Source organism: Sphingobium sp. LF-16, from assembly GCF_003711185.1.
In the GTDB taxonomy this organism is placed as follows: Bacteria; Pseudomonadota; Alphaproteobacteria; order Sphingomonadales; family Sphingomonadaceae; genus Sphingobium; species Sphingobium yanoikuyae_A.
This window is the reverse complement of record NZ_CP029335.1, coordinates 4,510,530-4,531,122: the sequence shown is the minus strand read 5'-3', so window position 1 is coordinate 4,531,122 and position 20,593 is coordinate 4,510,530. Positions and strand designations below refer to the sequence as shown.

16 protein-coding genes are annotated in these 20,593 nt (G+C 65.3%); 5 read left to right on the top strand and 11 right to left on the bottom strand.

The genetic code is table 11. The annotated features are described in order from the left end of the window. Nucleotides 1-202: 202 nt before the first annotated feature. Both DIZ22_RS21365 and DIZ22_RS21360 read left to right on the top strand, forming a co-directional pair. Entirely contained in the window at nt 203-379 is a 177-nt protein-coding gene (locus DIZ22_RS21365; RefSeq protein ID WP_017499382.1) for a hypothetical protein, read from the top strand. Between the two features lie 191 nt (nt 380-570). Further along, on the top strand, nt 571-1,245 hold the full coding sequence (locus DIZ22_RS21360; protein ID WP_010339336.1) for a hypothetical protein: 675 nt from the start codon (nt 571-573) through the stop codon (nt 1,243-1,245). A 5-nt stretch (nt 1,246-1,250) separates the two neighbouring features. Here DIZ22_RS21360 and DIZ22_RS21355 read toward each other — a convergent pair whose 3' ends face one another. From DIZ22_RS21355 to DIZ22_RS21345, 3 genes are all read right to left on the bottom strand, one after another. Beyond that, a complete protein-coding gene (locus DIZ22_RS21355) occupies nt 1,251-1,925 on the bottom strand; it encodes a hypothetical protein (RefSeq protein WP_029547956.1) in 675 nt (224 codons plus the stop codon). 15 nt (nt 1,926-1,940) lie between these two features. Next, a complete protein-coding gene (locus DIZ22_RS21350; RefSeq protein ID WP_048936384.1) occupies nt 1,941-2,672 on the bottom strand; it encodes a hypothetical protein in 732 nt (243 codons plus the stop codon). Between the two features lie 239 nt (nt 2,673-2,911). Next, nucleotides 2,912-3,583, bottom strand: a complete 672-nt coding sequence (locus tag DIZ22_RS21345) for a murein L,D-transpeptidase catalytic domain family protein (protein ID WP_037490921.1) — start codon at nt 3,581-3,583, stop codon at nt 2,912-2,914. 133 nt (nt 3,584-3,716) lie between these two features. Between DIZ22_RS21345 and DIZ22_RS21340 the strand changes: the two genes are divergently transcribed. Beyond that, complete coding sequence (locus DIZ22_RS21340) at nt 3,717-4,286, top strand: helix-turn-helix domain-containing protein (protein ID WP_048936459.1); 570 nt, start codon at nt 3,717-3,719, stop codon at nt 4,284-4,286. A 21-nt stretch (nt 4,287-4,307) separates the two neighbouring features. Here DIZ22_RS21340 and DIZ22_RS21335 read toward each other — a convergent pair whose 3' ends face one another. The 8 genes from DIZ22_RS21335 to DIZ22_RS21300 all read right to left on the bottom strand — a co-directional run bounded on the left by DIZ22_RS21335 (nt 4,308) and on the right by DIZ22_RS21300 (nt 18,061). Then, nucleotides 4,308-5,630: an oligogalacturonate lyase family protein gene (locus tag DIZ22_RS21335; protein ID WP_048936458.1), complete on the bottom strand. Its 1,323-nt coding sequence runs from the start codon at nt 5,628-5,630 to the stop codon at nt 4,308-4,310. Nucleotides 5,631-5,644: 14 nt separating this feature from the next. Beyond that, the gene (locus DIZ22_RS21330; protein ID WP_048936383.1) at nt 5,645-8,353 is read right to left on the bottom strand and encodes a Tat pathway signal sequence domain protein; all 2,709 of its coding nucleotides are present in this window, start codon (nt 8,351-8,353) and stop codon (nt 5,645-5,647) included. A gap of 22 nt (nt 8,354-8,375) precedes the next feature. After that, the gene (locus DIZ22_RS21325) at nt 8,376-9,068 is read right to left on the bottom strand and encodes a DUF6250 domain-containing protein (protein WP_048936382.1); all 693 of its coding nucleotides are present in this window, start codon (nt 9,066-9,068) and stop codon (nt 8,376-8,378) included. A 105-nt stretch (nt 9,069-9,173) separates the two neighbouring features. Next, entirely contained in the window at nt 9,174-11,900 is a 2,727-nt protein-coding gene (locus DIZ22_RS21320; RefSeq protein WP_048936381.1) for a TonB-dependent receptor, read from the bottom strand. A gap of 320 nt (nt 11,901-12,220) precedes the next feature. Beyond that, a complete protein-coding gene (locus tag DIZ22_RS21315; protein ID WP_048936380.1) occupies nt 12,221-13,033 on the bottom strand; it encodes a class I mannose-6-phosphate isomerase in 813 nt (270 codons plus the stop codon). 100 nt (nt 13,034-13,133) lie between these two features. After that, on the bottom strand, nt 13,134-14,546 hold the full coding sequence (gene astD / locus DIZ22_RS21310; RefSeq protein WP_122928730.1) for a succinylglutamate-semialdehyde dehydrogenase: 1,413 nt from the start codon (nt 14,544-14,546) through the stop codon (nt 13,134-13,136). A gap of 120 nt (nt 14,547-14,666) precedes the next feature. After that, nucleotides 14,667-15,758, bottom strand: coding sequence for a tyrosine-protein phosphatase (locus DIZ22_RS21305; RefSeq protein ID WP_122928728.1), 1,092 nt, complete (start codon nt 15,756-15,758; stop codon nt 14,667-14,669). Nucleotides 15,759-15,781: 23 nt separating this feature from the next. Continuing rightward, a complete protein-coding gene (locus DIZ22_RS21300) occupies nt 15,782-18,061 on the bottom strand; it encodes a TonB-dependent receptor (protein ID WP_048936377.1) in 2,280 nt (759 codons plus the stop codon). Nucleotides 18,062-18,287: 226 nt separating this feature from the next. Here DIZ22_RS21300 and DIZ22_RS21295 point away from each other — a divergent pair, with 226 nt between their 5' ends. Next, nucleotides 18,288-19,493, top strand: a complete 1,206-nt coding sequence (locus DIZ22_RS21295; protein WP_240626787.1) for a TetR family transcriptional regulator — start codon at nt 18,288-18,290, stop codon at nt 19,491-19,493. A gap of 238 nt (nt 19,494-19,731) precedes the next feature. After that, entirely contained in the window at nt 19,732-20,592 is an 861-nt protein-coding gene (locus DIZ22_RS21290) for a methyltransferase domain-containing protein (protein WP_048936375.1), read from the top strand. Nucleotide 20,593 lies beyond the last annotated feature (1 nt).

The following is a 20,593-nucleotide window of genomic DNA, read 5'->3' as shown; positions in this document are numbered from 1 at the left end:
GCGCCCGAAAGCCGCGGTCGGACCAAAGCGGGACGATCGCCCGACCCCCGGAAAATCCGCTATGGCGCGATGCCCGCGAATGCGCGATCATCCCTTATTCCAGCGGTCGGACGGGTGAGTCGCGGCGTCAATCGCGAAACTGTTCCTGCCGATCGCAGCCCAGCAGAGGGAGCTGTGTGCGATGGTAAGAGACTGGCCTGCAATGGTCGCAGCGGGCGCCGGCATTTGTGTGGCACTGGCCACGGCAAGCAGCATGGGCACGCCGCAGGATGCAACCCCCACCGTCAGGCTGGCGCCACCGGCCCTGCCCTGGCTTGACGATCTGACCGCGGACAAGCCGGCGGTGCGCGCCGGACAGCAACTCGCCAGCAACCGCTAGCGCGGCCATCATCCGAGCTGGACGGGCCTGCGTTGAACGGGCTGACGGATTCACGCTCAATCGGTCCAACTGAACCGGCCCAACTGAACCGGGAAACATTCGGCCGGGGCAGCACCAACGCCTGAACGGCTCGGCGGCAAGACCCTGCCCCGGCGGCGGGATACCAGCCTTCCTCATGATCGGGAGCATCAATGGATTTCCTACGCCTGTTCCAGTCGCTGGAAGAATTTCTCTATGAGGCGATGAGCTGGCTGGTCTTCTATCCCCGCACCCTATGGCGGACCATCCGCCACCCGATCCAGATGCTGCGCTATTCCGACAAGGAACTGGAGGATGCGCCGGACCAGCAATTCACCGACATGCTGAGCCCGCCCCTGTTCCTGATGCTGACCATATTGCTGTCGCACCTGATCGAGGTGGCGTCGCACCAGAAGATGCCGGAGGTCGCGACCACCGGCATCGGCAAGGAAATCACCGCGTCGGAGATGAACCTGCTGGTGCTGCGCGCCTTCCTCTTCGCCATCTATCCGCTGATGTTCGCGGTGCGGCGGCTGAAGGCGCAGCGCATGGCGCTCAATCGCGACACGCTGCGCCGCCCCTTCTACGCCCAATGCTATATTGCCGGGCCGGCCGCGCTGGTGCTGGGCATCGCGTCGATCCTGGCGCGCCTCGGCGACGTCGCCTGGGCGATCGCCGCACTGGTCATCATGCTGGTGACGATCAGCTGGTATCTGCGGATCGAGACGATCTGGCTGCGCAGCCGCACCCGGAAATCGACCGGCAAGGCGTTCCGATCGGCGTTGGGCACCTGGCTGCTCGCCTCGCTGATCAACAGCGGGGCGAGCTTCCTGATCCTGGGCGGCTGACCCGGCTATTTGCCGTCCGGCGTCATCGCCAACACGTCGACGAAGCGACGCTGCGCATCGAAGCGGCAACGGAAGCGCTTGATCCCCTCGCTGCCCTTGTCGACCGTGCCGTCGATGAAGAAGCCACCGGGCGCCTTGGCGATCGCGCCGGTCTTCACATAGGCCGGGCGAGTGCCATATTGGCCGGACACTTCCCCCCGGCAATAAGCGGGCATGTTGCCCGACGTCAGCGCCGGCCCGGTCGCCGCCGGCATCACCTGCGCCGCGGTCGCCGCCAGCGCTTGCACGCTGACGGTCAGCGTATAATTGGCGACTTCGTTGCGGCGGGCGGCATTGCGCATCAGATAGACGCGGATGCGATAATCGCCATTGGCGGGCAGGCGGCCGGCAAAGCTGTTGCCGGCGGACGAACCGACGAACATGGCGCTATCCCCGGCACCGGGCGCGATCACGTTGAAATAGCTGGAGGCGTTGCTGGTCTGAAGCCGGACATTCATGGTCTGGCCGGCCCGCGCGCCGACCAGATAATCGACCATGTCATAGCCCTTGAGCGACGCCTTGATGACCTTGGAGGCGGTCCCCCTGGCGAATTGCACCCGCTCGCTGCGCACCGGGGCCTGGGCGATGGCCGGCATGGCCAGTGCCGACAGCGCGACGGTCGCAATCATGGCATTCCTCATGATGCATCCTTTCGATCAGTAGGGGTCCATCGACATCACATTGCCATTGCCCGTAACGCTACAACGCGAGCGATAATGGCCGGACGCGACGATGATCTCGTAGCGATCCCCACCTTGGGGATAGACGCTGACCGGCACGGAACTGCCCGCCGGCACATTCTGGAACTCGTCGCCGCGCCGGGCACAGGCCCGCTGCGCCGCCGCCGGCGCGCCCCGCACGATCTGGCTGTTGGCGGCAAGGCGATTGCTCCGCTCCGCATTGCCCGCCGAAAAGCCCGAATGATAGGCTTCGCTGTCGTTGCGATCATAGTCACCGCCATAAAGGCCGTCATGATAGCCGCGCTCATATTCGCTGTCATGCTGGGCCGAACTGTCGCCATGGCTCTTCTTGTGGCTGGCAAGCGCCGCGATCAGGCCGATCGCCGCAACGCCGGCTACGGCCGCGGCGGCCGTGTTGCCACCGTCATGGCCGCAATCACCGTCTGACGCGCTGTCGATCGCGTCATAGCGACCATTATAGGTGACGACCCGGATGCACTGGTCCTTCGCGCTGTTCCACCAATAGTTGGTGAGGCCATTCTGCTTGGCGACACGATAGCCGCGCGACTGGAGCGCATTTTCCCCCGAAGAGCCTCGCGCACCGACCAGATCATCGACATCGCGCGGCGCCGCCGCATGGGCCGGTGAGATCGGAAGGGCAGCCGCCAGCAAGGCGGTCACCGACAAGAATGTCGAAAAACGCGTCATCCTCTTTTCCCCTGTTCCTGCGACGCCGGAAAGCGGAGTCGCAGACGGCCGCATGCTACAGCAACGCTGGCGCCGCGCATTCGGCAAAGCCGTGGATAGAGCTCAGGGAAAATACCGAGAAATAAAGTCCGGGAGCGATGCAAGCATCGCTCCCGGACGGCCATGGTGCCCACCGCGAAAGGGGTTAAGCGGCGGCACGGACCCGCGCGCCGATTGGGGCGACGCGCTTATGGCAGAATTCAGACGACCAGCTTGGCCGCGTAGATCAGGCTGCCCCGGCCCAACTGGGCCATGACCTGCGACCGGACGCTGTCGCCGACCGCGAAACAGCCCTGGCTGCGCCCCAGCTTGCCGCGCGCACCGGCCAGCGTGGGTTCGGCATACCAGGCACCATGCAGCACGATCGCCCGGCTCATCGCATTGTCGTTGGTCGGATCGAGCCCCTGCAAGCGCTGCGACGGGCCATGTTTCCCGACATAGGGATCGGCCGTCAGGAATGCGCCCGAACAGGAGGCGTTGGAACCGGGCGCATTGGAAAAGCGCTCCAGCCAGCCGCTATGATCCGGGTCCGATCCGCTGCCATGCGCCACCAGATAGGAGGTGGTGGTGCCATCCAGCAGGTTGACGATGTGCAGCCGCGGCTCCGACGAGGGCGCGGCAAAATCGACCAGCGCCATGCGGTGCCGGTTGACGATCTGCGGATGCCGTTCCAGCGCCGCGCGGGCCTGCGCGAACAGCGCGGGCTTCACCAGCGCCGGCGGGGTGGGCGTGGCAAGCGGCGCGATCGGCTGGGCCGGCACCATGGGTTTCAGCGCGCGCATCGGCCCCGGCGCGGAGGCACGCGCGGTGCCAACAGCGCCCGCGACCAGAACGGAAGCGGAAAGGAGAAAACGGCGACGATCGGGGTTCATGGATGGTGCGACTAGGGTGCAGGCCCCGCCAAGGTCTTTGCCGAAATCGGGCGCCGCGCACAAAGTCTTGCGCACATCCGTCCGGCCCGGCATTTTTGTCGGGCGGGGCACGTCGAAGCGGGAGAAGCGGGACATGGCCGGAACGCGGCTATCGAACGGCATCTATCGGGAAGCGGTCGCCACCATCGTGCGGCGCATCCAGAAGGCCCATGGCCTGTCCGACAGCCAGCTGGCGGAACGGATCGGCTGTTCGGCCGGCACGGTCAAGAATGCCCGCAACGAGGCGAGCAACCTGGACGCCGTGACCCTTGCCAATATCGAGCAGGTCTTCGGCCCCGGCGCGATCGACCCCTATCTGGCGCTGGCCGATGTTCGCGCCGTGCCGCTGACCCCGCCAGTGCCGGTCGAGCGACTGCACCCGACGCTGGCGATCGTCGAGGCGTTGCACCGGATCATCGAGAAGCAGATGCCCGACAGCGAAGGGGGCACGCGCATCACGTCCCACGAGCTGCTGACGATCCTGAGCGAATTGCGCGAGGCGCGCGGCGTGTTCGACGCCCTCATCATGATCGCCGATCCCGCGATCGACAGCGGCGAGATCAGCTTCCGCGACAAGGGCCGCAAGCGGCTGGCCGTGGTCCACAGCCAGGGCGGCACCATCACCCGCGCCGACATCATGCACAGCGAGGACGATGCCGACTGAACCGGCATCGTCCCGCGCCGATCAGCCCGCCGTCTTGGCAATCTCCGCCGCGTAGATTTGCGGCGCGCCATCCATGTTGGAGCGGAAGATCATCCATTTGCCGTCGGGCGTGAAGGTGATGTTGGGCTCCAGCCGATAGTCATGCTTGCGCATGTCGACGATCTTCTCGACGCCGAAGGTGCCCGGCGCGATCAGGTCGGCGGCATTGTCGGCATGGATGCCGGCAACGTCGGGAATAGCCTGGGGCGTGAAGAGATAGAGATATTTGCCGTCGGGCGCATGGGCGACCATTTCGCTGTCGCCGCCGTCGCCGGAGAAATGCTTCAAGTCGGGCGCCTGGTTGTAATGGACCGACCATTGGTTGCGGTCGACCTTGAACCATTGGCGATGCCCGGTCGCCAGCTCATAGCCTGCGAGCCAGAACACCTCGCCACGCGGGGTCTGCAGATCATACCAGATCCACTTGCCGTCGGGCGAGAAGAACTCGTGGCCGGCGATTTCCATGTTCATGCTGCGCTTGTGGACCAGTTGCTGGCCGCTGCCGTCGGTGCGGATCGTCCAGATCCGGTCGACCTTGTGCCAGGGGCCTTCATGACAATACATGATGAGGCCGGGGTCGGTCGGCGAGAACTGGATATGGTTGAGCCAGTCGGTCGAGGCGACCACCACCTTGCGCTCCCCGGTGCGGATGTCGATGGTGAAGATCTCCATCGGGATGCGCGCTTCCAGCCGTTCATTGAGGCGCACTTCCTTCGCCTCGGCAAAGCTGAGCGGCTTTCCGTCCGGGCCGTTGGCGGCATAATTGGCCTGGCCGAACTGCTGCTTGATCTCGGGCGCGGCGCGCTTCTGGGTGCCGTCGGGCTGGAGCGGCTTGTCGCTCGCCGCCCATTGGCCGAGCAGCAGCGTCTCGTCCGCATTGATCGAGCCGATCGAACCACGATCGACGGTCGCGATCTTGCGCACCTTGCCGCTGTCGATGTCGGCGGCATAAAGCGTCGTCGCGCCCGCGCCGTCGTCGCGCCTGTGGCTGGCATAATAGGCCGTGCGCGTCTTGCGCCCGGTGAAGAGCAGCTGGATATCCTTGCCCTTGACCAGCGGCCTGATGCTCCAGTCCGCCAGCGTCAGCACCGAAATGCCGTCGGGGGTGGAGATCACCATCTTGTCGCCCTGCGGCGTATAGCTGTTCTGGTGGAAATAGAGGCTGGCGCTGCCCGGCGTGTCGGTCAGCCGCAGCACGCGGTGGCCGGTAGTCTGGTCGACCCATTCGGCCACGGGCTTGGCCAGCGCCGGGGTCGCCGCGCTCACCGTCAGCGCCGCCATCAGGCCCATCATCATCGTCTTCATCTTATGGCCCTTCATCAGTTGGCAGCGTCAGCGAGCGCGTCGGGAATGAGCGCCAGATTCTCGATCGCGGCAAGGCCCCATTGCGACGCCGCATTGGTGGAGACGTCCGGCCATTCGACGATCGGGCGGACATAGGCCGGCCCCTTCAGCGCCACGCGCGGATCGCCGTTCGACAGGCCGAGGCCCGCGTCGCCGCCGAGAAATTCCTTCCAGGCGCGCACCGCCAATTCCTTGTCGCCGGTCTCGCGCGCGACATAGGCGGTCAGGCGCGAATGGCCTTCCTTGAGGTTACGGCGACCGAAGGGCTGGTCGAATTTCGCCTTCCACTCCTGCGGCGAGGCATTGAACCAGCGGCAATAATCGAGCCAGGCGGTGCGATAGCGCGGCACGTCGAGCAGGTCGAGAAGCTCGGCATTCACCTCCAGCGCGCCAAACACGGCATTGAGGTGCGAGATGGAAATCTTGTCCCCCGCGCCCATGAAGCGCCCGGTCTTGAGATCATAGGGCGCGCTGCCCGCCAGCCAGCCATATTTCAGGCGACCGATGCTATCCATGCCGTTCAGCAGTCGTTCGCGCCACTTCTTGTCGCCGGTCCGCTCCCATTCGGTGAGCCAGGCCGAGGCGACCGAGCACCACATGGTGCCGAAGCTGAGGTCAATGACCCCCGCCGGCAGCGGCGTGCGCTCGGCCCCCGGCACCTTGCGGCCGATCTCGACATGCTCCAGCGCCAGGTCGGACGTGACCAGATCGCGCATCAGGTCGCCGGCGCGCTCGTCGGCGGTCAGATAATAGAAGATGCGGCGATACATGGCATTGCTGACGCGCGGCTGCTTGCTGCTGTCGCTCCAGTGCTGGACGCCATGGCGGGTGCCCAGCCCCTTGAACCGGCCGAGATGATAGACGTCGACCTCGCCGGTGTGCCGGGTCAGCGCCTCGGCAAAGCGGAAGGCGGCGGCATTGCCGGTGCGCAGCACGCTGGTCCAGAACCACAGGTCGGGCGAAAGCTCGCTATTGTCCCAGGCGAAGCCGCCAATGTCGTAGCGCCAGACATGCCGGTCGAAATCATAGGTGTGCATGATGTCGCCATGGTTCCAGAAACCATACCAGCGGCGGCGATCGACCTCACCAACATAGAAGTCGACGAGATTTGTATTCTGGTCCTCGATCCGCGCCTTCATGGGCGTCGAGCGGTCCGGCAGGCTCCAGATGCCAAACACCCCGGCTTCATGGATGCGGTCGGGCGTCACCATCAGCTGCGGCGGCACGGCGTTCGCCTGTGCCATGGCGGCCAGCGCATCGGCCGAGGGGGTGGCGGCGCAGGCCCAGAGGGTCAGCTCGCTGGTGCGGGCAACGCCGGTCGCGGCATCCCAGCCGGGCTCATAATCCTCATAGGTGATGTCGAGCCCTTCATTCTGGGCGTCATAACCCTCCATCCCCAGGACGCCGCGATAGGAGCGCATGTCCATCGGCTTGGCATCGGGCGACCAGAGCCAGGCGGTCAGCGTCGCCATGTCGCTTTCGGCGTCCCGAATGCTGATCTGGGACGGGTGGCGCTGCCAGAAATAGCGGGTGGCGATCGCCGCGCCGCCTTGGGGCGAGCCGATATAGCCCAGGCCCTGCGACCGGCTGCCAGCGACGGAATCGACCCAGGCATGGCCGTCCTGGGTGCGCTTGGCGATGGAGAAACCGTCGGCCGACAATTGGGTCAGGTCGAAATCGCCCCAGGTCGGGATGCGATCGAGCAGCTTGGCGACGCCCGGCGCCATCGCGTCCATCGGCACCGCCTTGCCGGCGATCTGCGCGGCACGCACCGCCTTGCCCGGATCGCGGCGCAGGCCGGTGAGCGGCCGCACCGCTTCGCTGAACAGGCCATCATCGGCGGTGGCGAGGCGGACATGACGGTCATGCGCGGCGCCCGCCATCGGCACGGCGGCGGTGAGGCCGATGCCGCTGATGAAATCCTTCGCCGGATCGCCATCGAAGATGAAGCTGTGGACGATGCGCAGATGGTCGCCGCCGGCATGGGCGTAGAGGCGCAGGGTGAAGGGCAATATCTGTCGCCCCTGCCCCTCATGCACGCCAGTCAGCTTGACCTCGGCGCGGACCGGCCCCTTCTGCTCGACCGTGGCGCTGGTGATGCGGCCGGTGAAGGGCGTGCGGGTGCCGCCCTCCGGCGCGCTGTCGACGCTGGCGACCAGCGTCAGGGGACCAACGACAGTGCGGCCGCCCTGCTGCGCCGACTGGATGATGGCATTGCCCGAGCGGCCGATGCTCCAGCGCAGCGCCCCGACCTGAATCTCGATCCGGTCGGCCAGTTCGCGCACCAGCACCGGTGCCTGCGGCGCGGCCGGCTTGCCCGGTACCACGCGCAGCGCGCCGGGCTGGCCGGTGCCGGCGGGCAGCGCATGGGCGGTCCATTTGATCGAACCGTCGGGCCAGGTGGCCAGCGTCCAGTGCTGCGAGGGCAGAGCGGTGCCATCGGCGCCCTGTACCGACAGCGGCTTGCCCGCGCGCAGCACGCCGCGCGGCCATGGCACGCCGAACGTCTGGCCGAGCGAGAGCGGCGGGGCGGCATCGTCGATCCAGCGCACCGGGGTTTCCGGCATCGCGCCGCTGCGCGCACTGGTCGCCGCCTGCGCCGCGCCCGGCAGCAGCGCGGTCGCGCTCGCCATCAATCCCGCCTTCAGGCTGTCGCGCCGGCTGATCCCCGCCCTGATATCCACTTTGCTCTCCCTTTTATGTTGTTCAGATCTTGGTGATGGTGAAGTTGCGGACCTGGAGATGGCTCTGCGTCGTGCGCAGGCCGAAATGGCCGCTGCGATAGGGATCGGGATCGTCGAGCGTGAACAGGGTCGCCCCGTCCCGCTCCACCACGATATGAGATCCGTTGGCGATCAGGCCGATCGAAAACCACTGATTGGGCACCAGCATCGCCGCCTTGTCGGTGCGGTCATGTTCCGGCAGCAGCGGGCGATGGCCCGGCTCCCCCACATAGCGGCGCATCCGCGTGGTGCTGTTCCGGTTGCCGCCAATGCCGACATAATAGGTCTGGAGGCTGTCATAATCCTCGAACGTGCCGCTGCGCGTGCGGCCGAGCGCGGATCCGCCGGGCGCCGCCGGGTCGCACGCCATCCAGAAAGCGTTGACGTCGCTGACCTCGTCATAGGGGCCGCCGTCCGACACGGCGCGCACATCATAGCGGATCGCGACCGGGCCCTTGAGCGCCTGACGGAACCAGAGCGTCAGCCCCCTGGGCGCGACGATGTCGAGCAGCCCGTCCTGCGCGGTCACGCGCGCGTCGCCCACCGCCTCGAGCTGCCATTGCTTGAGGCCATGACGGAAATCGTCGCGCCAGAGCGGCTCCCGCGCCGCAGCGTTCAAGGGGCCGGCGATCGGCGCGAGGGCCAGCGATGCAAGAAGGGTGCGGCGAGAGAACATGGCGACCTGTCCCGCTTGATCTTGAAAACATGATGCTGCGGGTCGGGCATGTCCCGACCCGCAGCCTGTCTCATGACCTGGGGGAGGCCAGGCCATGAGCGCCAATCAGAGCTTGAATCGGATACCGCCATAGACGCGGCGGCCGACCGTCTCGATGATGGTGCGGCGTTCGACGCTGTTGGCATTTTCCTTGCGCGTCGCGTCGAGCAGGTTGACGCCTTCCAGGAACATCGAGATGCCCGGCATCAGCGTGACGTTGAGCGACGCGTCGAGCTGGCCATAGGCTTCGCCAAACTCGGGATTGTTACCGCGGCCCTGCGCCGTGATCAGATATTTGGACCGCCAGTTATAGGCGCCCCGCAGGCTGACGACGTCATCTTCATAATAGGCCGAGATATTGTAGGCATGGCGCGACAGGCCCTGGAAGGGCAGGGAATCGCCAGTGAAATAATCCTTCCCTTCGTAGCCGCTATCCTTGGAATAGGTATAGTTGGCGACCACGCCCATCTGCTTGAGCACCGGCACGTCGATGAAGTCGAACGCGATCTGCGCGCCGGCCTCCACGCCGTTGATCGTCACCTTCTGCGTGCCGTTGGTGGGCACGGTGATGGTGTAGGTCACGCCGCTGGCATCGGTGTAGGGTTCGGTCGTGTTCTGGATGAACGAGCTGATTTCCTTGCGGAAATAGGTGACCGACGCGAAGCTGGTGCGGTTGATATAATATTCCAGGCCCGCATCATATTGGCGAGCGCGGAACGGCTGCAGATTCGGGTTGCCGCGCGAACCCGACAGGCCAACGACGTCGATGGTGAAGCGCGGTGCCAGCTGCTGCGGCAGCGGACGGGCCATCACTTCGGTCGCGGTCGCACGCGCCATCAGCTTGTTGGGGATGAGTTCCGCCTTCATGTTGATCGAGGGCAGGAATTCGGTGCTGTTGCTGTCATAGGATACGGGCGAGATCACGCCGCCGGTGCTGAGATAGCCCGAGGTGTTGACCTTGGTATTGACGACGCGGGCGCCGATCACGCCGCTGACGGGCACGGCCCCGACGTCGAAGGCGAAGCTGGCCTGGCCATAGCCGGCCAGATTGCGTTCGCCGACCTTCCAGGTGTCGGTATAGACCTGGCAGGTGCCGTCGGCATTGGCCGGGCAGCCGCCTTCCGCGAACGGATCGGGAATGCCGACCGCATCGGCCACGCCCTGGGTCATGTTGAGCCAGCCGCTATAATCGCCGGTGAAGCCCAGATTGCCGGTGTGGAAGAAGGGCGAGGTGCCGAGCGCCGCATTGCCGCTGACGATGCTGTCGATCTGTGCCTGCACCGCCGGATCGCTGAAGCCATTGAGCGTCGTGGTGCGGGTGTAGAAGCGGCTCTTGACCGTCAGGTCGCGATACTGGCCACCGATCTTGAACGAGGTGAACAGGCCGCCGTCGGTCTTATATTCCGCGTCCAGCTTGGCCATCTTCTCGGTCTGGTCGTCATAGCGCGGACGACGCAGCACGGTCAGCTGGTTGATGCCGGCCGTGGTGGTCGGATCATTGGGCAGGATGATGTTCGGCGCATTCTGGCCGTTGCTATAGTCGACGATCAGGCTGGACATGCCGGTGACGGCTGCGGTCGCGTTGATCTCGTTATTATAGGCCTTGGCCTTGGACAGCGAGATTTTCGGCGTCAGCGTCAGGTTGCCGGTCGTCCAGTCGGCGCCCAGCGCGACATTATAGGTGGTACGCTTGATGTCGCCCAGAATGTTGCGATAGGACACGCCCAGCTGGCTGGTCTGCGCCTTCGACGTATTGTTGGTCATCACCAGATATTCGACCGTATTGTCCGGGCCGATGATGGTGTTTTCCGTGTCGACGATGCCGCCGCTGGTGCCGGTCTGCAGATATTGCGAGGTCACCGACTGGATCGACTTGGTCCAGTTGCTTTCGACATAGGCCTTGAAATCGTCGCTCGGGCGCCATTCCAGGATGCCGTTCAGCGCATAGCGGCGGGTTTCCAGGCGGTTGATGACATAGCGCGGAATGTCGGGGAAGAAATCGCCGACGCCGTCATTGTTGAGGTCATAGGCCTGCATGCCGGCCGTATTGGGATCGCTGTCCAGCTGGACCCAGCCGGTGGTGCGCGCCTGATGGCTTTCGACATTGCGGTTCTCGAACGTGCCCGACACCAACACGCCGATCGTGCCATTGGCGAAGGTGTCGCTGCCGATCAGCGCCAGGCGCGGGTCCATATGGTCGCCGATATCGGCATAGATGGCCTGGGCGGAACCGGCCAGATAGGGCTTGCCGCCATTGTCGAACGGCCGGCGGGTGATGACGCGCACGGTGCCGCCGACGCCGCCTTCGGTCATGTCGGCGGTGGCCGACTTCACCACTTCCAGGCGGTTGACGAATTCGGAGGGCAGATCGCGGAAATCGACGTCGCGGCCGCCGCCCACGGTGGTGGACAGGGCGGTGACGCCGTTGATCTCAACGCGGTTCAGTGACGGATCGGCACCACGGATGGTGATGCCGGAGCCTTCGCCGTCGGAACGGGTCAGCTGGACGCCGGTCACGCGCTGCAGCGCTTCACCGACATTCTTGTCCGGGAACTTGCCGATATCCTCGGCCGAGATGGCGTCCAGAACCTGGGCTGCATTGCGCTTGGCGTTGAGCGCGCCCTGAAGGCTGGAACGGATACCAGTGACGACGATATCCTCGCTGCTCGCTTCGGGCGCCTGCTGGGGCTGTTCGGACTGCTGCTGGTCTTGTGCCGCGGCCGGCATGGCGCCCAGCAGGACGGCGGCGACGGCCGACGTCGACAACAAGGCGCGATAATTGGAAAACCTCACTTAAACATCCTCCCTATGCGTGCCCCCCCGTTTGGGCACGGGTTTGAGGTCGACCGCGACCAGACCCCGCCGCGACAACCCTTTGATATCCCATATATTGGGTCTTTATATCTATATATGGACACGTAGAGATGGCGCTCTCTTTGCGACAAAGCGAGCTATATCATCGATGAACCGTTGCCATAACGGACCATGGTTCCATCATGTGGATCATTATACGTCACCAGACGCTTCACCGCGAATCCGGGCGCGCCGGTCGCGTTAAGCCGTCCGGCGGATCGAGCGCCAATGCGTTCCAGATTGTGGAATGGGTGCGCCGTTCAGGCGACGGGTCGCGCCAGTAGGGCGTGCAACCGGTGTTCGACCGCGATGTCCGCCTGATCTTCGATCAGCCAGCACTCGCCCGCCATCCAGGGCTGACCGTCGATCAGCCCACTCCCCTGCAACGGGATGAACCAGAACGGCCCCTGATCCTGCAGAACCCTTTCGCCAGCCTCATGCACCAGATTTTCGAGCGTGAAGGGGGCGCCGGTTTCCTCCACCAGCATAGCGGCGCTGTCGTTGGTCACATGCTGTGCCAGCCGGTCATAGGGTACGGGCTCACTAACAGCCATGCCGGCATCCAGATGCAGTTCGCGGGGGCGCCCATAATCAAACAGGCGATAGGTCACGTCGTTATTCTGCTGCACTTCGACGAGGGTGATCCCGCCGCCGATGGCGTGGATCGTACCTGCCGGAATATAATAGAAATCGCCCGGCTTTACCGGCTTCCAGTCGATCAATTCCTCAATCGATCCATCCAGTGCGGCAGCCTTCAGCGCATCGGCATCGACCGTCCGGGTCAGGCCGATGCCCAGCCGAGCGTCCCCTTCGGTTGCCAGCACATACCAGCATTCCGACTTGCCGCCAGCCAGCCCCATGGCCTGCGCCTGGGCATCGTCGGGATGGACCTGCACCGACAATTTCTCGCTGGTGAAGAGATATTTGACCAACAGCGGCTGAGGCAGGTCCGCGTCCGCCGTGAACCAGATCTCGCCCACGCGACGATCGGCATTCAACCCAAAGCGCGCAGGCAAATCCCTGCGTCCCCAAGGCTTTTCGACGGCGCTCGGAATCAGGCGATAGGACGACATATCCAAAGCCATAGCAGAATGGCAATCGCTGTCATGTCATCATCCGTGCCAAGCCGATATTGTCTTGCGTCATCTAGTAATTCCCGACCGGGCGCATGTATCAGCCCGCCAGCCCCTTGATATCGGCAGTCAGATCCAGCACCTGCGCCGCCTCGAAACTGGCGACCGGATAGGCGCAATAATCGGCGGCATAATAGGCGCTGGGGCGGTGGTTGCCCGATGCACCCAGACCGCCGAACGGCATCGCCCCGCTGGCACCGGTGGTCGGCCGGTTGCGGTTGACGACGCCCGCGCGGCTTTCCAGCAGGAACCGGTCCCACAGCGCATCATCGGCGGACACCAACCCAGCCGCCAGGCCATAGCGGGTCGCGTTGGCGGCGGCGATCGCGGCGTCGAAATCGGCGACGCGGGTCACCTGCAACAGCGGCGCGAAAATCTCCTCGTCGGGGGCGCTCACCCCGGTCATGTCGATGATGCCCGGCGTCAGGAAGGCCGCGCCGAGGTCTGCCGGCTGCTCCAGCGGCAACAATTCGCCCCCGCCCAGCGCCAGCAGCGCGGCATGGCGCGCCCTGGCATGAGCTGCCGCCTCAGCCGAGATCAGCGCGCCCATATAAGGCTCAGGCTGGCTGTCCCAGGCACCGATCGTCAGCCGCCGGGCGAGCGCCACCGTCGCGTCGAGGATCGCGTCGCCCGCCGCGCCCTGCGGCACGATCAGCCGGCGCGCGCAGGAACAGCGCTGGCCCGCGGTGATGAAGGCCGACTGGACGATGATCGAGGCGACCGCCTGCGCATCGCCGTCCCAGGCGACCAGCGGATTATTGCCGCCCAGCTCCAGCGCCAGGATGACGCCCGGCCGGTCGGCCATCACGCGCGCGAAATGCGCGCCCGCGCCCGCCGATCCGGTGAACAACAGACCGTCGATATCCTGCGCGATCAATGCCGCGCCGGTGTCCCGCCCACCCTGCAACAAGGTGAAGACGCCATCGGGCAGGCCCGCGTCGCGAAACGCCTGCGCCATCAGTTCGCCGACCAGCGGGGTAAGTTCCGATGGCTTGAAGATAACCACATCGCCCGCCAGCAGCGCCGGCACGATATGGCCGTTGGGCAGATGGCCGGGGAAATTATAGGGGCCAAGCACCGCCATCACGCCATGCGGCTTGTGGCGCAGCACCGCCCGGCCGAACGGGGTCGCCTGCTCGCGCGATCCGGCGCGCTCCGCCTGCGCCGCGATCGAAATGTCGACCTTGCCGATCATCGAGGCGATTTCGGTCTTCGCCTCCCATAGCGGCTTGCCGGTCTCGCGCGCAATCGCCTTGGCAAAGGCATCGCTGCGGTCCGACAGCAGCGCCTTGTAGCGCCGCACATGATCCTCGCGCGCGGATTGCGGCAGCCCGGCCCAGGCCGGAAAGGCGGCGCGGGCGCGCGTCACGGCCGCCGCACAGGTCGCGGCATCGGCCGCCTCCCCTTCCCACAGGAGCGTGTCGCTGGCCGGGTCGATCGAACGGAAAATCATATGGCCTCCAGAAAGTGGGACAAGGATAGCGCACCCTTTTCCAGCCTCCTAGCGCCTTGCGGGCGCGGCGGGATAATGAATCCCGCCGCGCCCTTCATGCCGATCTGGAATAAGCGATACTTATTCCAGATAGGTGGTGCGCAGCGCGGCAATGTCCACCGGCGTCAGGCCGATTTCCTGGGCCAGATAGGCATCGACCGAACCCCATTTCTGGTCGATTTCGGCGAAGGCATAGGTCAGGAAGGGCGTGCCGTCGGGCAGCACCAGCGGATTGGCCTTGGCCATCGCTCCGCCCTTCTGCATCTGTGCGAACATGCCGGCGATCGGGCTGCTCTGCGCGACGGCATCGCTCATCGGCGGCACTTCATATTCCGGGCGGCGCGACGGCGTCGAGAGCACATAGTCGCGATAGATGACATCGCGCGGCACGCCGAGCGCCGACAGGATCATCGCGCTGACAAAGCCGGTGCGGTCCTGCCCGGCCGAGCAATTGTACAGCAGCGGCCCGTCCTTCGACAGCAGGCGGGCAAAGACGATACGCAGTTGCGGCTTCAACTGGGTCGCCATGCCGCGATAAGTGCCGGCATAGGCTTCGGCCTGCTTGGCCATGTCCATATTCTTGGGGTCGAACTTCATGCCCTGCATCATTGCGGCCATCGAATAGCCGACAGCATTATAGGCAATGCCGTCCAGCTTGGTCGGCGCGAACAGCCGTTCCTCGTCGGAGCGCAGGTCGACCAGATTGGCGACGCCCAGCGCCTTCACCTGCGCCACGTCGGCCGGGGTCAGCATCGCCTGCCCACCCGAGCGGTAGATCCGGCCCCAGCGGACATGCTTGCCGCCAGCCGCCGGATAGCCGCCCAGATCGCGGAAGTTGGAGGATTGTTCCATCACCAGCACACGCTCGGCCACGCGCGTCACCGCGCCGCTCTTGCTGTCGCGCAACAGGAAATAGGGGCGGGTGCCCGGCGCCACCTGCACCTCCTGCACGCCGTCCTTGTCCCTGGCCGCCACCAGCGTGGCGCTGGCAATGGGGGCATCGGGGCGATCGGCCTGCAACAGATCGACCGGATCGGCATCCTGCCAGCGGATCGCCAGCTTGTCGGGCGCCACCCGTTCCACCACCGGATCGGCGATGGTGCCGGCGAAGGCTGCGGCCGGCATCGTCAGGGGCAGCGCCGCCAGCGCGGCGCGGATCATCATCTTGCGCATGATCTTTTCTCTCTCCCTCTATTTTAGAAGCGCACCGTGGCTTCCAGGCCATAGGTGCGCGGTTCGTTGAAAATGCCCATTTGCAGCGACGAGGAGCCGGTCTGGAAGAATGTGTGCTGTTCGTTGAACAGGTTGCGCGACCAGGCCGAAATCTGGAGCTTGGCGTCGCCCTTGAGCGTGATGTCGGCGAGCGACAGGCGGGCATTCACCAGGAAGGAAGAGTCGGTCAGCGCCGCGTCGCTGGACTGGGAATGATAGCCATCGCCGCCATTGGCATCGACATGGGCGCGCAGCGTCGCCCAGTCGAGCGGCAGGCTATAGTCGATCGCGCCGCTGAAGGCGTTCTTGGGCGTGTAGACCACGAACACGGTCTGCAGCGCATTGCCGGCAAAGGGGTTGGCCGCCTGTGCCAGATCGCCCTTGGTATAGGCATAGGCGGCGGTCAGCGTCAGCCCCTCGACCGGCATGACCACCAGATCCGCCTCGAAGCCCTTGATCGTGCCATGGCCGTCGACATTGACGGTCTCGATCGTGGTGCGGGTCGGGCCGCCCGGCACTTCGGACAGCACCGCGTTGAAGTCGATCTGCTGATTCTTGTAGATCGTCTTGTAGGCGGCGAGGTTCAGCCGGACATGACGGTCGAGAAACTCGCCCTTGAAGCCGATTTCGGAGGTTTCGACCTCTTCGGGCTTATAGGCGCGATAGGTGACGGAGCGGGAATTGGCGCCGCCGGCGCGATAGGCTGTCCCCCATTTGCCATAGAGATGGATATTGTCGGTCGCGTCGAACGCCAGAGTGACGGTCGGGTCGATCCGGCTGCTGGAAATGTCGAAACGGAAATCCTTGTCGACGCCATTGACCTTGAACAGGTCGCCGCTCTTCTTGTCGCGGGTATAGCGCGCGCCGCCGGTCAGGTGCAGCGCATCGTCGAGGATCGCCGGGGTCCAGGTCGCCTGGCCATAGAGGGCGAAGCTGTCCGCCTTGGCGTCGCTGGCACGGTCGGGATAGGGCGTGACCTGGCCGGCTTCCAGCGTCGGCAGGCGGGTCGGCGCGTCGGCCGCAGTTGCGCCCCACTGCATGGTGTAGGGCGCCCAGGCCCAATCCTCGCCCTTTTCATGATAATAATAGGCGCCGGCGACGAAATCGACGCGCGAGAGCGAGCCCACCAACTGCACTTCCTGGCTGAACTGATTCTGTTCGAGACCCGCGAGGCTGTAGCGCGCAAACTTGGCATAGGGGGCGAAGGCCCCCTGATGCGCGCCGCCATTGTCATATTGGCTCTGGCTCAGTTCGCGATAGGAAGTGATGGAGCGCAGGTTGATGCCATCGGCGACCTGCCAGTCCATATGCAGCGCATGACCATGGGTCTTGCCGATGCTCTTCTGGATCGGCACGCCGATATCGGCGGTCCTGGCGCGATCGGGCTGGACCTCGACCATGTCCGCGACCGGCAGACGGTCCGACTTGCCCAGCATCTGGAAATAATAGGGCGTGCTGGCGTCGTAGGAGGTGTCGAAATCATATTGGGCGGAGAAGCGGCTGCTCGGTTCCCAGAGGATCGCGCCGTGCATGCCGCGCTGGTCGAGCTGGTTATAATCCTCCTCGCCCGTCATCGGATTGTCGGTGGTGCCGCCGCGCTTGGTGACCAGCGCGTCCAGCTTGACGCTGAGATTGGCGAAGCTGGGCAGGTCGAGATGGGTTTCGACCTTGTAGCCGTCATAGTTCATGACGCCCATGGCCTGGCTGAGGTGAAACTCGCCGCTCGGCTTCCTGCTGACGATGCTGAGCGCGCCGCCGGTCGAGTTGCGGCCGAACAACGTGCCCTGCGGCCCCTTCAGCACCTCGATCCGTTCGATGTCGAACAAAGCCGTGCCCAGCCCCTGCGACCGGCCGAGATAGACGCCGTCAATATAGATGCCGACGCCCGCGTCGCGGCTGGGCTGGTTGGCGTCGAACGGCACGATGCCGCGAATGCCGACGGTCAGCGCGGAATTGCGCGAGGCGAAGGGGGCGATGCGCAGCGAGGGCACAGCGCCGTCGCCCAGATCCTTCAGGCTCACCACGCTGCGCGCCTTGAGATCATCGCTGCCCAGCACCGAAATGGCGATCGGCGTCTTCTGCAGATTGGTCTCGGTCTTCTGCGCGGTGACGACAATCGAACCAAGGCCGGCATCCCCTTCGTCAAGCGGCGCGTCCTCCGCATGGGCCGGGGCCGCGAAGCCCGCCCCCATCAGCCCCGCCCCCATCAGCATGGTGCCGGCCAGAATGAGTGCGCGACGGCGCAGGACAGACGAACATTTCATGATGCGTATCCCCCGAATGATGTTGAATTCGGAGGGGCAGTTAGAACGTCTGTATGCATCCGCAGTTACATATGTATCTCAGTTCGATGACAGGAACAGCGGCAATATGACAGCGGCGAGACACGGATATCGCCCCGACGCAGCCTTTGCCAGTTCGGCGGGATATGGCATAAAGGACGTTATGGCGACGGCTGCAAATTCGAAAAAAACATCGGAAATCTGCGCGATGGAGCGGCTTATCGAGGCCGTTCTCGACATATGGGAACGCGATGGCGCGAGCGGCACATCGGCCCGCGCGATCAGCCGCCTGGCCCAGACCCCCGTATCCGGAATCTATCACCACTTCGGATCACTGAAACATTTGTTTCTATCCAGTCACGAACAGGCCCAGCGCGATTCGGAACGCTGGTGCGCGGCGCGGCTGGCGGAACTGGAGGGGGTCGCGCCCCTGTCGCGTAACGCCTTCGGGCCGTTGCTCGCCGCCCTGATCGACCAATGGTGCGAGGAGGAACGCCGCCTGGCCTTCGTCTGGCGCGAATGCCAGCTGATCGCTGCGCGCGAGGATCGCTATGGCCCGGTCGCCCAACGCTGGACGGCGATGTGGCGCAATTTCTGGGAAGAGGTCTGCGCGCGCTGCGACCATCCGGGCCGAGGCGCCTTCACCGCCTATCTGTTCGATGGCGAAGCGACGCTGCACCTGATGCGCTGGCGCCGGCCGGTCGACCGCGCCGGGCTGGAAGAGCTGTGCGCCGGCTGGAACGACTGGCTGTGCGGGCGCCCGGTGCGTGCCGGCCATTGGCGTCAGTTTGCCCGCGAACAGGCCGACCTTGCCCTGCCCGAACAGACGATCAGCAGCGGCACGATGGAACAGATTGCCGAGGCGGCGGCCGATGTGCTGGCGCAGGAGGGCATGGCGGCCCTGACCCATCGCGCCGTCGCCGCGCGGGCCGGCCTGACGCTGGGCGTCGTTTCCTATAATTTCCGGTCCAGCGCCGAACTGGTCCGCGCGGCGTTCGAGATGATCTATCGCAAGGCGGTGGAATCGGGCGGCGGCACCGTGCCGGAGGCAGTGACATTGACCGACGAGCAGTTGCTCGCGCGCTATTCCAATCCCCCGCCCCGCAACGACCGCATCCTGCCGGCGATCGACGAACTGATGCTGGCCGCCGCACGCGATGGTGACCTGCGCGATTTCGCCCCCCAGTTGCGCTATCGGCGCGGCCGCACCAGCGGCGGTCTGCTCCGCGCGATCCTGGGCCGGGATGTCGCGCCGCTGGAGGCCGCGCTCTTTTCCGGCGTCATATCGGGTCATCGCAAGACCTGTTTCGGCCTGACGCCGGCCGAAGCCGCCAGAGCCGGCGCACAGGCCATGCTGGACCTGCGCACGATGGTGCGCACCGCTGTGGATATGGCTCAGTCGGAAAGTGCCTGAGCATCATGCGCCTCAATCCCGCCGCGTGCAACGGATCGATGGCCAGCGATGCCAGCCATCACCCGTGGCGCGCCGTTGCTCGGCGAGCATAACATCTGGTCTATGGCGATATATTGGGCTTGAGTGACAGCTAAATTGACGACCTGATCGCCTGTCGCGTCATCTGGTAATCAGCCGCTCTTGCAAGTTGATCGCCAGCCATTAGATTTTTGCGAACGATTCGCAAAAGGGAAAGAAGATGGCGCAGCCCAATGTCTATCAGGTGTCGGACTGGAACGGATCGAGCGGCGAACGCTGGGTCACGCATCGGCAGCGGCTCGACGCCATGCTCGCCCCCTTTGGCGATGCGGCGATCGCGGCGGCGGCGGTCCAGCCGGGCGAGCGCGTGCTGGACGTGGGATGCGGCGCGGGCACCAGCAGCATCGCCCTTGCCCGCCAGGTCGGCGCAACCGGTGAAGTGCTGGGCCTCGACATTTCCGGGCCGCTTATCGCGCTCGCCCGATCGCAGCAGCCCGCCGACCTGCCGATCCGCTACGCCCTGGCCGATGCCGGCAGCGCGACATTGACCACCCACGGCTTCAACCTGCTCTTCTCCCGCTTCGGCGTGATGTTCTTCGACGATCCCGTGGTCAGCTTTGCGCATATGCGGCGCTGGCTGCGGCCGGGCGGACGGATCGCCTTCGTCTGCTGGCGGGCGGCGGCGGACAATGATTGGGTGCGCCTGCCGATGGGCGCGATCCGCGACATCGTGCCGCCGCTGGCGCCGCCCGACCCCGAAGCGCCCGGCCCCTTCTCCTTTGGCGATCAGGCACGGGTAACGCGCATCCTGACCGACGCCGGCTTTGCCGAAATCGACCTAGCCCCGATCGATGGCGTCATCCCCTTCGGCCAGGGCGCAAATCGCGAGGCGGCGCTGGACGATGCCCTCGCCATGGCGTTCGAGGTCGGCCCGCTCTCCCGCGCGCTCGCCGATCAGCCTGCCGATGTGCGGGATCGCGCCGCCCAGGCGGTACGCCAGGCCTTCGCCGCGCGGCCCGGCGAGACCGCGATCCTGATCGACGGCGCCGCCTGGATCGTGACCGCCACCAATCCGGGCTAGA

Bases quoted from the DNA above. Each gene is read 5' to 3' on its own strand.
- DIZ22_RS21325 (WP_048936382.1), bottom strand. From the start codon at position 9,068: ATGTTCTCTCGCCGCACCCTTCTTGCATCGCTGGCCCTCGCGCCGATC.
- DIZ22_RS21305 (WP_122928728.1), bottom strand. From the start codon at position 15,758: ATGCGCAAGATGATGATCCGCGCCGCGCTGGCGGCGCTGCCCCTGACG.
- DIZ22_RS21315 (WP_048936380.1), bottom strand. From the start codon at position 13,033: ATGTCGTCCTATCGCCTGATTCCGAGCGCCGTCGAAAAGCCTTGGGGA.
- DIZ22_RS21340 (WP_048936459.1), top strand. From the start codon at position 3,717: ATGGCCGGAACGCGGCTATCGAACGGCATCTATCGGGAAGCGGTCGCC.
- DIZ22_RS21300 (WP_048936377.1), bottom strand. From the start codon at position 18,061: ATGAAATGTTCGTCTGTCCTGCGCCGTCGCGCACTCATTCTGGCCGGC.
- DIZ22_RS21290 (WP_048936375.1), top strand. From the start codon at position 19,732: ATGGCGCAGCCCAATGTCTATCAGGTGTCGGACTGGAACGGATCGAGC.
- DIZ22_RS21360 (WP_010339336.1), top strand. From the start codon at position 571: ATGGATTTCCTACGCCTGTTCCAGTCGCTGGAAGAATTTCTCTATGAG.
- DIZ22_RS21365 (WP_017499382.1), top strand. From the start codon at position 203: ATGGTCGCAGCGGGCGCCGGCATTTGTGTGGCACTGGCCACGGCAAGC.
- DIZ22_RS21295 (WP_240626787.1), top strand. From the start codon at position 18,288: ATGGAGCGGCTTATCGAGGCCGTTCTCGACATATGGGAACGCGATGGC.
- DIZ22_RS21355 (WP_029547956.1), bottom strand. From the start codon at position 1,925: ATGAGGAATGCCATGATTGCGACCGTCGCGCTGTCGGCACTGGCCATG.
- DIZ22_RS21345 (WP_037490921.1), bottom strand. From the start codon at position 3,583: ATGAACCCCGATCGTCGCCGTTTTCTCCTTTCCGCTTCCGTTCTGGTC.
- DIZ22_RS21335 (WP_048936458.1), bottom strand. From the start codon at position 5,630: ATGAAGACGATGATGATGGGCCTGATGGCGGCGCTGACGGTGAGCGCG.
- DIZ22_RS21350 (WP_048936384.1), bottom strand. From the start codon at position 2,672: ATGACGCGTTTTTCGACATTCTTGTCGGTGACCGCCTTGCTGGCGGCT.
- astD (WP_122928730.1), bottom strand. From the start codon at position 14,546: ATGATTTTCCGTTCGATCGACCCGGCCAGCGACACGCTCCTGTGGGAA.